This is a genomic window from Rhodococcus aetherivorans (assembly GCF_025722975.1).
In the GTDB taxonomy this organism is placed as follows: domain Bacteria; phylum Actinomycetota; class Actinomycetes; order Mycobacteriales; family Mycobacteriaceae; genus Rhodococcus; species Rhodococcus aetherivorans.
The window spans coordinates 4,883,023-4,895,326 of sequence record NZ_CP106982.1; the positions used below are offsets into that span (position 1 = coordinate 4,883,023).

12 protein-coding genes are annotated in these 12,304 nt (G+C 72.9%); 6 read left to right on the forward strand and 6 right to left on the reverse strand.

The window, feature by feature from the left end:
• Positions 1-21 precede the first annotated feature (21 nt).
• Entirely contained in the window at positions 22-1,656 is a 1,635-nt protein-coding gene (gene pgi / locus OCS65_RS22220) for a glucose-6-phosphate isomerase (RefSeq protein WP_263507644.1), read from the forward strand.
• An 87-nt stretch (positions 1,657-1,743) separates the two neighbouring features.
• On the opposite strand, the gene OCS65_RS22225 is transcribed toward pgi, so the two are convergent.
• From OCS65_RS22225 to OCS65_RS22235, 3 genes are all read right to left on the reverse strand, one after another.
• The gene (locus OCS65_RS22225) at positions 1,744-2,568 is read right to left on the reverse strand and encodes an FAD:protein FMN transferase (protein WP_065922909.1); all 825 of its coding nucleotides are present in this window, start codon (positions 2,566-2,568) and stop codon (positions 1,744-1,746) included.
• A 121-nt stretch (positions 2,569-2,689) separates the two neighbouring features.
• Positions 2,690-4,312, reverse strand: coding sequence for an acyl-CoA dehydrogenase family protein (locus OCS65_RS22230; RefSeq protein ID WP_044475732.1), 1,623 nt, complete (start codon positions 4,310-4,312; stop codon positions 2,690-2,692).
• Positions 4,313-4,332: 20 nt separating this feature from the next.
• A complete protein-coding gene (locus OCS65_RS22235) occupies positions 4,333-4,938 on the reverse strand; it encodes a TetR/AcrR family transcriptional regulator (RefSeq protein ID WP_029541968.1) in 606 nt (201 codons plus the stop codon).
• A gap of 58 nt (positions 4,939-4,996) precedes the next feature.
• On the opposite strand from OCS65_RS22235, the gene OCS65_RS22240 reads away from it, so the two are divergent.
• Both OCS65_RS22240 and OCS65_RS22245 read left to right on the forward strand, forming a co-directional pair.
• Entirely contained in the window at positions 4,997-6,238 is a 1,242-nt protein-coding gene (locus OCS65_RS22240; RefSeq protein WP_072634555.1) for a hypothetical protein, read from the forward strand.
• A gap of 39 nt (positions 6,239-6,277) precedes the next feature.
• On the forward strand, positions 6,278-7,816 hold the full coding sequence (locus OCS65_RS22245) for a carboxylesterase/lipase family protein (protein WP_231771910.1): 1,539 nt from the start codon (positions 6,278-6,280) through the stop codon (positions 7,814-7,816).
• Here OCS65_RS22245 and OCS65_RS22250 read toward each other — a convergent pair.
• From OCS65_RS22250 to OCS65_RS22260, 3 genes are read right to left on the reverse strand one after another with little or no spacing between them, the layout of a single operon-like run.
• Positions 7,809-8,135, reverse strand: coding sequence for a cupin domain-containing protein (locus tag OCS65_RS22250; protein ID WP_006933250.1), 327 nt, complete (start codon positions 8,133-8,135; stop codon positions 7,809-7,811). The two genes, OCS65_RS22245 and OCS65_RS22250, sit on opposite strands and share 8 nt — an antisense overlap.
• A gap of 59 nt (positions 8,136-8,194) precedes the next feature.
• Positions 8,195-8,692: a dihydrofolate reductase gene (locus tag OCS65_RS22255; RefSeq protein ID WP_029541961.1), complete on the reverse strand. Its 498-nt coding sequence runs from the start codon at positions 8,690-8,692 to the stop codon at positions 8,195-8,197.
• Positions 8,689-9,483 carry a thymidylate synthase gene (locus OCS65_RS22260; RefSeq protein ID WP_006933254.1) on the reverse strand — a complete coding sequence of 265 codons (795 nt, stop codon included), beginning with the start codon at positions 9,481-9,483 and terminating at the stop codon, positions 8,689-8,691. Before OCS65_RS22260 ends, OCS65_RS22255 begins: the two co-directional genes overlap by 4 nt.
• An 85-nt stretch (positions 9,484-9,568) precedes the next feature.
• Between OCS65_RS22260 and OCS65_RS22265 the strand changes: the two genes are divergently transcribed.
• Genes OCS65_RS22265 through OCS65_RS22275 form a run of 3 tightly spaced genes read left to right on the forward strand, consistent with a single transcriptional unit; the run spans position 9,569 to position 12,200 of the window.
• Positions 9,569-10,435 carry an Fpg/Nei family DNA glycosylase gene (locus OCS65_RS22265; protein ID WP_029541959.1) on the forward strand — a complete coding sequence of 289 codons (867 nt, stop codon included), beginning with the start codon at positions 9,569-9,571 and terminating at the stop codon, positions 10,433-10,435.
• Between the two features lie 59 nt (positions 10,436-10,494).
• Positions 10,495-11,550, forward strand: a complete 1,056-nt coding sequence (locus tag OCS65_RS22270) for a tellurite resistance/C4-dicarboxylate transporter family protein (protein ID WP_006933256.1) — start codon at positions 10,495-10,497, stop codon at positions 11,548-11,550.
• Positions 11,547-12,200 carry an alpha/beta hydrolase family protein gene (locus tag OCS65_RS22275; protein WP_231771911.1) on the forward strand — a complete coding sequence of 218 codons (654 nt, stop codon included), beginning with the start codon at positions 11,547-11,549 and terminating at the stop codon, positions 12,198-12,200. The genes OCS65_RS22270 and OCS65_RS22275 overlap by 4 nt, the downstream gene beginning before the upstream one ends.
• Positions 12,201-12,304 lie beyond the last annotated feature (104 nt).

Here is a 12,304-nt window from a genome sequence, read left to right on the forward strand (position 1 = left end):
CCCGCACTAGGCTCTGAATTCATGAGCGACGTGACTCGAACCGCACCGTGGCAGCAGCTGTCCCAGCACCGTTCGGAGCTCGAGGCGGTGGATCTGCGGGGGTTGTTCGCGGCGGATCCGGGGCGGGCGCAGCGGTTCTCGCTGACCGTCGGGGAGTGGTACATCGACTACAGCAAGCATCGGATCACCGACACCACGGTGGGGTTGCTGCTCGAGCTGGCCCGGGCGTGTGGGCTCGAGGCCCGCCGCGATGCGATGTTCGCCGGGGACCGGATCAACACCACCGAGGACCGGGCGGTGCTGCACACCGCGCTGCGGCTGCCGCGGTCGGCGACGCTGACCGTGGACGGCACCGACGTGGTCGCCGAGGTGCACACGGTGCTCGACGCGATGGCCGGCTTCGCCGAGAAGGTCCGCTCGGGCACCTGGCGCGGCGCCACCGGCGAGCCGATCGCCACGGTGGTGAACATCGGGATCGGCGGCTCGGATCTGGGCCCGGCGATGGTGGCGCGGGCGTTGCGGCACTACGCCGACGGCCCGGCGGTGCGGTTCGTCGCCAACATCGACCCGGCGGATCTGACCGCGCAGCTGACCGGCCTGGACCCGGCCACCACGCTGTTCGTGGTGGCGTCGAAGACGTTCACCACCGTCGAAACCCTCACCAACGCCACCGCCGCGCGGCGCTGGCTGGTCGCCGCGCTCGGCGAGGACGCCGTCGCGGCGCATTTCGTGGCGGTGTCCACCAACGCGAGCAAGGTCGCCGAGTTCGGCATCGACCCGGCGAACATGTTCGGGTTCTGGGACTGGGTGGGCGGGCGGTACTCGGTGGGCTCGGCGATCGGGCTGGCGGTGATGTGCGCGATCGGGCCGGTGCGCTTCGCCGAGTTCCTCGCCGGGATGCACACCGTGGACGAGCACTTCGCCACCGCCCCGCTGGAGGCGAACGCGCCGGTGCTGCTCGGGCTGCTGGGGGTGTGGTACGCGTCGGTGCTGGGGGCGCAGTCGCGGGCGGTGCTGCCCTACAGTCAGGACCTGGCCCGGCTGCCGGCGTATCTGCAGCAGCTGACCATGGAGTCGAACGGCAAGAGCGTGCGGCGGGACGGCACGGCGGTGGACCACGAGACCGGGGAGATCTTCTGGGGCGAGCCGGGCACCAACGGGCAGCACGCGTTCTACCAGTTGCTGCACCAGGGCACCCGGCTTATCCCGGCCGATTTCGTCGGGTTCGCCGCCGCGTGCGAGGACCTGCCCACCCGGGACGGGACCGGCAGCATGCACCAGATCCTGCTGGCGAACATGCTCGCCCAGGCCAGGGTGCTCGCGTTCGGGCGCACCGCGGCCGAGGTCGCCGCCGACGGCACCGACCCGGGGTTGGTGGCGCACAAGGTGATGCCCGGCAACCGGCCCTCGACCACCCTGCTCGCCCCGGCGTTGACCCCGGCGACGCTGGGCCAGTTGATCGCGTTGTACGAGCATCAGACCTTCGTCCAGGGCGTGATCTGGGGCATCGACTCGTTCGACCAGTGGGGCGTCGAACTCGGCAAGACCCAGGCCCTGGCCCTGGCACCGGCCCTGACCGGCGCGGCGGACCCCGACACCGGCGACACCTCCACCGACACCCTCGTCCGCACCATCCGGCGGTGGCGTCAGAAGTAGAGCAGGCACCCGTCACGGCGGGCTTGCACCGGTTTCCGACTGCGGAAACGGGGGCAAGCTCACCGATTCGGGCGCAAGCTCCGCCGCTCAGGCGGCGTGCGGGCGGGACCAGCGGCGCGTCGTGTGCACCCGGCCGCCGCTGTCCACGAGCCGGGCGGCGAGATCGTACTGCTCGAGCCACCGCACCGCCGGCGCCCCGCGGCGCAGCGCCGCCGCGGCCGCGGCGTCGGCCCACAGCGCGTCCCCGGCGATGACGGTCACCTGCGCCCACCGCCCGGCGACGTCGTTTCCGCCGTTCTCTTCCACCTCGTCGGGTTCGGCGGCGCGCACGCGCGTCGCCATCGCGCTGCCCGCCGGAAGTTCGACCGTGCCGGCTCCGGGGATGGCCACCTGCCAGCCCCCGGCGGGGCTGTGACCGGCGGTGGCCGTCACGTCGCCCATGCGCACCAGGACACCGCATTCGAGACTGCGTGCGACGGTCGCGGCGGCCCGATCGGCCGTGTCGGCCCTGGCCGTTTCGGTGATGTCGAGGTTGACGCCGAACGGGGCCAGCACGGTCTCGCCGTCGAGGTGGATGTCGCTGTAGTCCGGAAGCGGATGGATGGGCGGGGTGGCCTCCTCGTCGATTCCCGCGTCGTCGGCCGACAGGGGGCTCACCGCCCCGTCGGTCATCCGGGCGACCCAGAGCGCCGAGCGCAGCAGCGCCGACAGCCGCGGACTGACCTGCACGGGAATGCCCTGGGCGAGATTGACCTCGTGGATCTCCGCGTCACCGCGCAGGGGGTTGCAGGCCGCCTCGGATTCTGCGATCGCGGCGCGCACCAGCGTTTCGGCCTCCACCAGTGCGGCGCACTCGGTGACGGCCACCTCGACCGGGACCCCCCACTCCCGCCATTCGCTGCTGCTGATCATGAGGGGCTCCGGCCTCGCTCGACGATCGTTGTCGTTACCCCAGTATGCCCCTGCGGATCGTCGCCGGTCGGATGCGCGCGAGAATCGCCACTGTTCAGATGCGCGCGAGAATCGCCACTGTTCAGATGCGCGCGAGAATCGCCGCGGTGTCCACGCCGGTCGGCATGGTCCCCAGGGCGATGCCCCAGTCGTCGCCCAGCCGCGTGGCGCAGAAGGCGTCCGCGACTGCGGGATGCCCGTGGCGCACAAGCTGTGCCCCCTGCAGCACCAGCGCCATCAGCTCCACGATCCGGCGGGCCCGGTATTCGACGTTCTCGAGGTCGGCGAGTTCCTTGCCGACCCGGGCCACGGCGTCGTCGAGCCGGGGGTCGGCGCCCTCGGCGAGGCGCAGCTCGGCGAAGAACGCGTCCACGGTCTCGGGCTGCTTGACCATCGCCCGCAACGCGTCGAGGGCGGCGACGTTGCCGGAGCCCTCCCAGATCGACATGAGCGGTGCCTCGCGGTACAGCCGCGGCATCCCGGATTCCTCGGCGTAGCCGTTGCCGCCGAGGCATTCGAGAGCCTCCGCGGCATGCGCGGGGGCGCGCTTGCACACCCAGTACTTGGTGACCGCGAGGGCGATGCGGCGCAGCGCCGCCTCCTGCGGATCGGTCGACGCGCGGTCCGTCGCGCCGGCGAGCCGCATCATCATGGTCGTCGCGGCCTCCGACTCGACGATCAGGTCGGCGAGCACGTTCCGCATGAGCGGCTGGTCGACGAGCAGGGCGCCGAACGCCTTCCGGTGCCGGGCATGATGCACCGCGCGCAATGTCGCCGCGCGCATCCCGGTCGCCGAGCCGATGACGCAGTCGAGGCGCGTCATGTTCACCATCTCGATGATGGTGTTGACGCCGCGGCCCTCCGCACCGACGAGCCAGCCGGTTGCGCCCTCGTATTCGATCTCGGAGGAGGCGTTGGACTTGTTCCCGAGCTTGTCCTTGAGCCGCTGGATGTGGATGCGGTTGCGGCTGCCGTCGGGAAGCACCCGCGGCAGCAGGAAGCACGAGACGCCGCTCCCGGTCTGCGCCAGGGTGAGGAACAGGTCCGACATCGGGGCGGAGGTGAACCACTTGTGCCCGACGATGCGATAGCTGCCGTCCGCCTGGGGGGTCGCCGTCGTCGTGTTGGCCCGCACGTCCGATCCGCCCTGCTTCTCGGTCATGGACATGCCGGCGATCAGGCCGCGCTTGGTGGACGGTTCGCGTAGCCCGAAGTCGTAGTGCGGGGCGGCGAGCAGCGGCTCGTACGTCGCGGCGAGTTCCGGGTTGTGCCGCAGCGCCGGGATCACGGCGTACGTCATGGAGATCGGGCACATGTGTCCCGCCTCCGCCTGGCCCCACACGTAGAACTTGGCGGCCCGGGCGACGTGCGCACCGGCCCGGGGGTCGCGCCACGGCGCCGCGTGCATGCCGTGCTCGACGGCCACCGTCATGAGGTCGTGCCAGTGCGGATGGAACTCGACCTCGTCGATGCGGTGCCCGTAGCGGTCGTGGGTGCGCAGCACGGGCGGGTACTCGTTGACGAGCCTGCCCCAGTCCTGCGCGCGCACACCGCCGGCGAGCGCGCCGATCTCCCGGACCTCGTCCTCGGCCCAGGCCGCGCCCTCGCGGCGCAGGCCCTCGAGCAGCGCCGGGTCCGCCGCCGCCTGGTAGGGCACCAGATCCGGGACCTGGTTGAACACCTCGTGAGTGGCGGGAAAGTTCACCGGGTGGGGGGCGGGCGAATTCACTGTCGGGCTCCTATTGCGCGTAGGGCGAATGCGACGAGTTCGGGAACGGTGTCGGCGGCGGCCGCACCGGACTGCAGCGGACCGGTGAGGACCTCGCCGACAGCGCCGACGAGGGCGGCGGCGGCGAGGGCCGCGTTCCGGGGGGCGAGATCGCCCGAGTCGATGCCCCGGCGGACGGCCCCTTCGAACGCGGCCGCGAAGGCGCGTCGCAGCACCAGGCGCTCGGCGTCGACGGCCGCGTCGACGGGTTCGGCGAGCAGGGCGTAGGCCAGGGTGGGGTTGCGCATGGCGCGACGGGCGAAGGTCTCGACGACGGCGGCGACCTGCGCGGCGGCGCCGTCCGGCCGTGCCGTCTCGGCGGCGGCGACCACGGCGTCGACCTCCCGCCCGCACAGGCTGCGGAAGATGCGCACCATCAGCTCGGACTTGTCCACGTAGTGCCGGTAGACGCTGCCGGTGGCGACGCCGGCCCGCTCGGCGACGGCCGCGATGGACAGGCCCTGGTAGCCCCGTTCGGACAGCAGGCTCACCGCGGCGTCGGCGATCGCGTCGCGTTGCGCGTCGAGCCGTTGCTGCACGGCGGGGGTCCGGCGGTAGGCCACGAAAGGATTGAACCTCGATTCATAGCTTGGGTCAAGGATCGCGGCTACCGTCGGGGAGGTGAACCGGCTCAGCGTGGTGGACGAGATCTTCCTGCACAGACACCGTGGCCTCGGCATGCCCGTCGCCCTGCAGGGACTGTGGCGCACCGGCGACACCGTCGGCGCCCCCCTGCTGATCTCGCTGCACGACGCGCTCGGCCGCAGCCCCCTCGGCCGGCGCGTCGTGCGCCCGCACGTCCCCGGCGCGCGCCCCCGGCTCGAACCGGGTCACCACAGCTACCCGCTGCGCTACCCGCCCGAGCCGATCCCCGCCGCCGACGTCCTCGCCTGGGCGGACCAGCAGGCGGAGGTGGACGTCAACCCCGAACTCGGACCGGGATGGGCGCTGACCGCCACCCGGGTCGAGGGCGGCGGGACCGTCGTCTCGCTGGTGTGCTCGCACGTGCTCGCCGACGCGCGCGGCCTGATCGACGCCGTCGCCGACGCGCTGGCCGAGCGGATCCGCCCGTCCGACCCGGCGCGTGTCTCCGACGTGCGCGACGCCGCGCGCCTGGTCCGGCGTGTCGCCCGGGGCATGCGCCGGGCCCGCTGGTCCCCCGCCACCGAGAAGCCCCCGCGGCCCCGCCCGATCCGCTCCCCCGCCCGCACGGCACTGCTCGACGTCGACGCGACCGCGTGGGACACCGCGGCGGACGCGGCCGGCGGCACCCCCAACTCCCTCTTCCTCGCGCTCGCCGCGGGCATCGCCCACCGCGCCGGGCTCGACTGGCCGCTGCGGATCGCGGTGCCCGTCGACGGCCGCACCGCCGCCCCCGGCCTCCCCGACGACGGCGCCGGCAACGGAGTGACGATGACCGAGGTGGTGGTCGACGCGTCCGACACCCCGGCCTCGATCCGCCACCGCGCCCGTGCGGCGTACACCCGCCGCCGGGAGGGGGCGCCGCACGGTCTGCCGGACGAGGTGCTGCAACTGCTGCCCGACCGGCTCGCCGCGCGCCTCGCCGCGGGGGCCGGCGAGCGGGACCTGCTGTGCTCCAACATCGGGCCGCTGCCCCCGGTGCTCGACGGATTCGGCCCGCACCGCACCACCGGCGTCGCCACCCGCGCCGTCCACCCGGGCCTCGCGACCGCCCGGGCCTCGACGTCCACCCGGCTCGCCGCGTACCTGTGCCGGCAGGGCGACCGCTACACCCTGGCCCTCGTCGCGCTCGACGACGAGCACTTCCCCACCCGGGCCGCCCTGCGCGCGGACACGGACGCCGAGCTCGCCGCCCACGGGCTGCACGGCCGGCACTGGTAACCGCGGCACCTATGACTCGGCGTCACGTACAGTTCGAGCATGGCGGCTGAGACCCTTGTCACTGTTCCCGACGGCGCCCTGCGCGGCACCCGCATCGGCGACCTCCTCGCCTGGCGCGGCGTCCCCTACGCGGCACCCCCGGTGGGACCGCTGCGGCTGCGCGCCCCGCAGCCGGTGCAACCGTGGACCGGTGAACGCGATGCCACCCGCTTCGGCGCCGCGGCGAGCCAGCACCCGCGCGGCCTGACGATCGGTTTCCGGAAGCAGCAGCCCGCGAGCGAGGACTGCCTGACGCTCAACGTGCTGGCGCCCGCGGCGCCCGCCGCGACGCCGCGGGCGGTGCTGGTGTTCATCCACGGCGGCGCCTACACGCTGGGCACCACGGCGATGCCGCTCTACGGCGGGGAATCGCTGGTGCGCCGCGGTGACGTCATCTACGTGTCGATCAACTACCGGCTCGGCAGCCTCGGCTATCTCGACTTCACCCAGTTCTCCACGGCGGAAAGGCCTTTCGACTCGAACCTGGGGCTGCGCGACCAGGTCGCCGCGCTGGCATGGGTGCGCCGCAACATCGCCGCCTTCGGCGGGGACCCCGACAACATCACGATCTTCGGCGAATCCGCCGGCGGCAACGCCGTCACCACCCTGCTCGCCACACCCGCCGCCGCGGGACTGTTCGCCCGCGCCATCGCCCAGAGCTCGGCACCGAACCTCGTCGTCGACGCCGACCACGCGGCCGAGTGGGCGCGACGTTTCGTCGAACTGCTCGGCGCAGAACGAGATTCCGCGGTCGCGGCGCTCGAGTCCGCGACCCCGGCGGAGCTCGGCCGCGCCGCCCAGCGGCTCAGCGGGCGCATCCTGCACCAGACGCCCGGACTGCACGCGTTCGGTCCCGTCATCGACGGCGACTACCTACCCACCGCCCCGATCGAAGCCTACGAAACCGGTGCCGCACATCGGGTTCCGCTGATCATCGGCACCAACGCGCGGGAGGGCACGCTGTTCCCGCGGGTCCTCGACGCGCTGCCCACCAATCAGCTCCGCATCGAGCAGATGTTCGGGCTCACCGATCCCACGGCCCAGGAGCGCGTCGTCGCGGCCTATCCCGGCTACCCGGAGGCCCGCGCGGCCGTCGATCTCGGCGGCGATCTCACGTTCTGGCATCCCTCGATCGAGATCGCCCAGGCCCACGCCCGCCACGCCCCCACCTACAGCTACCGGTTCGACTACGCGCCGCCGCTGCTGCGCTGGACCGGCTTCCACGCCACCCACGCGTTCGAGCTGCTCGCCGTGTTCGGCCAGGCCGACACCGCGCTCGGCCGGGTGGTCACGGTCGCCGGGGGCCGGCGCGCGCTGCGCACGGTGAGCGACACGGTGCAGCGTCAGTGGCTGCACTTCGCGCAGGAGGGCGATCCGCTGCCGTCGTGGCCGCGCTACGACGAGCGCGACCGCGCCACCGTCATCTTCGACGACCCGACGCGCGTGGAGTACGACCCGTGGCGGGAGCGGCGGCTGGCCTGGGCCGGGTACCGCGGCTACCGCGGTCTCGCGCTGCCGCAGGCGGGAGCGGTCACTTGACCACGGTCAGCAGGAACACGACGTCCTCGAGCGCGGTGACGCTGTGCCGGACGGTGGGCAGCACCAGGTAGTCGCCGGTTGAGCCCTTCCAGGAGTCGTCGCCGGCGATCAGGGACAGCCGCCCGCCGAGCACCTGCAGCGACCCCTCGCCGGGGCCGTCGTGCTCGGCGAGTTCGTGGCCGGCCAGCAGTGCCACCATCGTCTGCCGCAGATGCTTGGCGTGCCCGCCCAAGATCGTCTGCGAGCTGCGGCCGCTGCTCGATGCCGCCGCCAGCTTCAGTTGCTGTCGCGCCAGAGCCGTGAGGGAAAGCTTGTCCATGGCAGCCCTTCCTGGTCGGGGTACGCCCTCGCAGTATGGCCCACCGGGCGCGCCACCGGTCAGGTTCGCGCGTACCGGACGAAGCGGAACCCGATTCCGTCGCCGGATTCCTGCCGCGCGCCGACGTCCACGGCCGTCCACCCGGGACCGATCCGCGGGGCGAAGGCGTCCGCGCCGACCTCGAGGTCCACCTCCGTGACGAGCAGCCGCGTCGCATGCGGCATGGCCTGCGCGTAGATCTGGCCGCCGCCGATGACGCAGACGTCACCGCCGCCGGCGAGCGCCAGGGCCTCCGGCACGCCGTGGGCCACCTCGGCGCCCGCGTCCGACCAGGCCGGGTCACGGGTGACGACGATGTTGCGCCGGCCGGGCAGCGGCCGGAACCGCGGCGGCAGCGACTCCCACGTCAGCCGGCCCATGATCACCGGTTTACCCGTCGTCGCGGCCCGGAAGTGCGCCATGTCCTCGGGGATGCGCCACGGGATCGCGCCGTCACGGCCGATGCCGCCGTCGCGGTCCTGCGCCCAGATCAGGACGATGTCGCCCGTCTCCGTCATACCGCGACCGGCGCCTTGATCGGCGGGTGGTGCCGGTACCCGGTGATCTGCACGTCCTCGTACTCGTAGTCGAAGATCGACCCGCGCCGGTTCAGCTCCAGGGTGGGATACGGGTAGGGCGCGCGGGAGAGCTGCTCGGTGACCTGCTCGACGTGGTTGTCGTAGATGTGGCAGTCCCCGCCCGTCCACACGAACTCGCCCGGCTCGAGGTCGGTCTGCTGGGCCACCATGTGGGTCAGCAGCGCATAGCTGGCGATGTTGAACGGCACGCCGAGGAACAGGTCGGCGCTGCGCTGGTACAGCTGGCAGCTGAGCTTGCCGTCGGCGACGTGGAACTGGAAGAACGCGTGGCACGGCGCGAGCGCCATCCGGTCGATCTCGCCGACGTTCCACGCGGAGACCACGATGCGCCGCGAGTCGGGGTCGGTGCGGATCGTGTCGATCGCCTTGGTGATCTGATCGATGTGCCCGCCGTCGGGGGCGGGCCAGGAGCGCCACTGCACCCCGTAGACGGGACCGAGCTCGCCGTCGGCGTCGGCCCACTCGTCCCAGATCGTGACGCCGTGCTCCTGCAGCCACTTGACGTTCGAGTCGCCGCGCAGGAACCACAGCAGCTCGTACACGATGGACTTCAGGTGCACCTTCTTGGTGGTGATCAGCGGAAAGCCCTGCGAGAGGTCGAAGCGCATCTGGTGCCCGAACAGGCTGCGCGTCCCGGTGCCCGTGCGGTCGGCCTTGGGCGTGCCGGTGTCGAGCACGAGGCGGAGGAGGTCTTCGTACGGGGTCGGCACGGCAGTCACCACGACAGGCTATCGCCCGTGCGTGGTTGTGGTCGTTGGGGCAGCCCGAAGCACGCACGGGCGATAGCCTGACTCCATGCCCGAGCTGCCCGAGGTGGAGGCCCTGGCGGTGTTCCTGCGCGAGCACGCCGTCGGTGCCGTCGTCGGCCGGATCGACGTGGCGGCGCTCAGTGTCCTGCAGACCGCCGACCCGCCGATCACCGTGCTGCAGGGCCGCGACGTCACCGGCGTGTCCCGCTTCGGGAAGTTCCTGGCCGTCGACTGCGCCGGTCTGTGGCTCGTCACGCACCTGTCGCGGGCGGGGTGGCTGCGCTGGCAGGACAACCCGTCGCCGGCACCGCCGAAGCTGGGCCGGGGGCCGCTCGCGCTGCGGGTACACCTGTTCACCCCCGACGCCGCCACCCCCGCCTTCGACCTCACCGAGGCCGGCACCCGCAAGCGCCTCGCCGTGTGGATCGCCGACCGTCCGCAGCAGGTGCCCGGCATCGCCCGGCTCGGTCCCGACGCCCTGGCCGTCACCGCCGACGAGCTGGCCGCGCGGCTGGCGGGCAGCACCGCACGCCTGAAGACCGCCCTCACCGACCAGCAGGTGCTCGCCGGGATCGGCAACGCCTACTCCGACGAGATCCTGCACGTCGCACGGCTGTCGCCGTTCGCGCCGGCGGGCCGGCTCACCGACGAGCAGCGGCAGGCGCTGTACGACGCGCTGCGCACGGTGCTCCTCGACGCCGTGAGCCGTTCCGTGGGCCAGGATGCCGCGCGGCTCAAGGGTGAGAAGCGGTCCGGGATGCGGGTACACGCCCGCACGGGCCTGCCGTGCCCGGAGTGCGGCGACACCGTCCGCGAGGTCGCCTATGCCGAACGTTCCTTCCAGTACTGCCCCACGTGCCAGACCGGCGGGAAGATCCTCGCGGACCGGCGGCTGTCGCGGCTGGTCAAGTGAGTGGTGTCGTTCGGGACCCGCGCAGATCCGGAAGGACACCACGGCGGTAGCGTGCGGCTGTGACGGTTCTCGACGGTCTCCGCGGGGGTGCCCGCACGCTCGACCCCGGCTACTTCGCGCTCGTGATGGCGACCGGCATCGTGTCGATCGGCATGCACCTGCAGGGCCTGGTCACGGTGTCGGCCGCGTTACTGCTGGTGTCCGTCGCCGCCTACGCCGTCCTGCTGGTGTTGACCGGGTGGCGGCTCGTGCGGTTCCGCGGCGAGGTCCGCGCCGACCTCACCGACGCGAGCCGCGCGTTCGGGTTCTTCACGTTCGTCGCGGGCAGCAACGTGCTGGGGATCCGCCTGACCATGGACGGGTGGCACTCGACGGCGGCGGTCCTGCTCGTCGGCGCGGCCGCGACGTGGCTCGTGCTCGGCTATGTGATTCCCTGGACGGCGGTGCTCGGCACTCGCAGACGCCCGGTGATCGCCAAGGCCAACGGCAGCTGGTTCGTGTGGGTGGTCGCGGCCCAGTCGGTCGCGCTCGCCGCAGCCACCCTCGAGCCGATCTACGACGACCTGCGGCGGCCGCTGTCGCTGGTGGCCGTGTTCGCGTGGTCGGTCGGCCTGTTCCTCTACGCCGCGGCGGGCGTGTTCGTCGCGGCCCGGATGATGCAGTATCCGCTCCGGCCGGTGGACCTCACGCCGTCGTACTGGGTGTCGATGGGCGCCGCGGCGATCACCGTGGTGGCCGGCTCACGCATCGTGGCGATGGAGTCGGCCCCGATGGTCGACGCCACCCGTGGACTCGTCGCCGGGCTGGTGGTGGTGTTCTGGGCGTTCGCGACGTGGCTGCTGCCCGCCCTCGTCGCCGCCGGGTGGTGGCGGCACCGCACCCACCGCATCCGGCTGCGCTACGAGCCGGGCCTGTGGTCGGTGGTCTTCCCGCTCGGGATGTACGGCGTCGCCGGGGTCTACCTCGCCGAGGCCGACGAGTTGCCGTGGGTCGGGGTGGTCGGCAGGACGGAACTGTGGGCGGCCGTGACGGTGTGGGCGGCGGTGTTCGCGGCGATGCTCGTGCACCTGTGGCGCACGGTGCTGCGTCCGCGTCCGGCTACCGTGGGCCGGTGACGACCGAGGACCTCGACGACGATTCCGTGCACGGCGTGCTGCACCACCCGGCCGGTGTCCCGTGCGGCGCGGTGGCGCTGACCCACGGGGCCGGCGGCAACTGCGACGCGCCGATCCTGCGGCAGGTGTGCAGCGCGTTCGCCGACGCCGGGTTCCTCGCGTTGCGGTTCGACCTGCCGTTCCGGCGCCGGCGGCCGAAGGGGCCGCCGCAGCCGTCGCGGGCGGCGGAGGACCGGGCCGGGATCGCGGCGGCGGCCGAATCGATGCGGGCCCGCGCGAGCGGCCCGCTGGTACTAGGCGGGGTCTCCTACGGCGGCCGGCAGACATCGATGCTCGCGGCCGAGCGCCCCGACGTCGCGGACGCGCTCGTCCCGCTGTCCTACCCGCTGCACCCGCCGGGCAAGCCCGGGAAGGCCCGCACCGAGCACCTGCCGTCCCTGACGGTGCCGACGGTCTTCGCGCACGGCGACCGGGACCCGTTCGGCACCCTGGACGAACTGCGCGCCGCGCTGACCTTGATTCCGGCGCCCGTCGTGCTGGTCCCGGTGACCGGCGCGGCGCACGACCTCGGCAAGGCGAAGACCGATCCGGCACTGCCGATCGTGCACGCCGTGTCCGGACTGCTCTCGGACACGGCGTCCCGGCCGTGACACCCGGGGCCGCGGGTGTCACGCGTCGGTGGCGTGGGCCCGGCCGGAGGGCGGTGACCGCTGCCCTCGGGCCGGGCCTGGCCTCGTGTAGATCCTCGACGGCG

Excerpts from the sequence above, each read along its gene's own strand:
- pgi (WP_263507644.1), top strand. The coding sequence starts at position 22 with ATGAGCGACGTGACTCGAACCGCACCGTGGCAGCAGCTGTCCCAGCAC.
- OCS65_RS22225 (WP_065922909.1), bottom strand. The coding sequence starts at position 2,568 with ATGATCAGCAGCAGCGAATGGCGGGAGTGGGGGGTCCCGGTCGAGGTG.
- OCS65_RS22245 (WP_231771910.1), top strand. The coding sequence starts at position 6,278 with ATGGCGGCTGAGACCCTTGTCACTGTTCCCGACGGCGCCCTGCGCGGC.
- OCS65_RS22250 (WP_006933250.1), bottom strand. The coding sequence starts at position 8,135 with ATGGACAAGCTTTCCCTCACGGCTCTGGCGCGACAGCAACTGAAGCTG.
- OCS65_RS22255 (WP_029541961.1), bottom strand. The coding sequence starts at position 8,692 with ATGACGGAGACGGGCGACATCGTCCTGATCTGGGCGCAGGACCGCGAC.
- OCS65_RS22265 (WP_029541959.1), top strand. The coding sequence starts at position 9,569 with ATGCCCGAGCTGCCCGAGGTGGAGGCCCTGGCGGTGTTCCTGCGCGAG.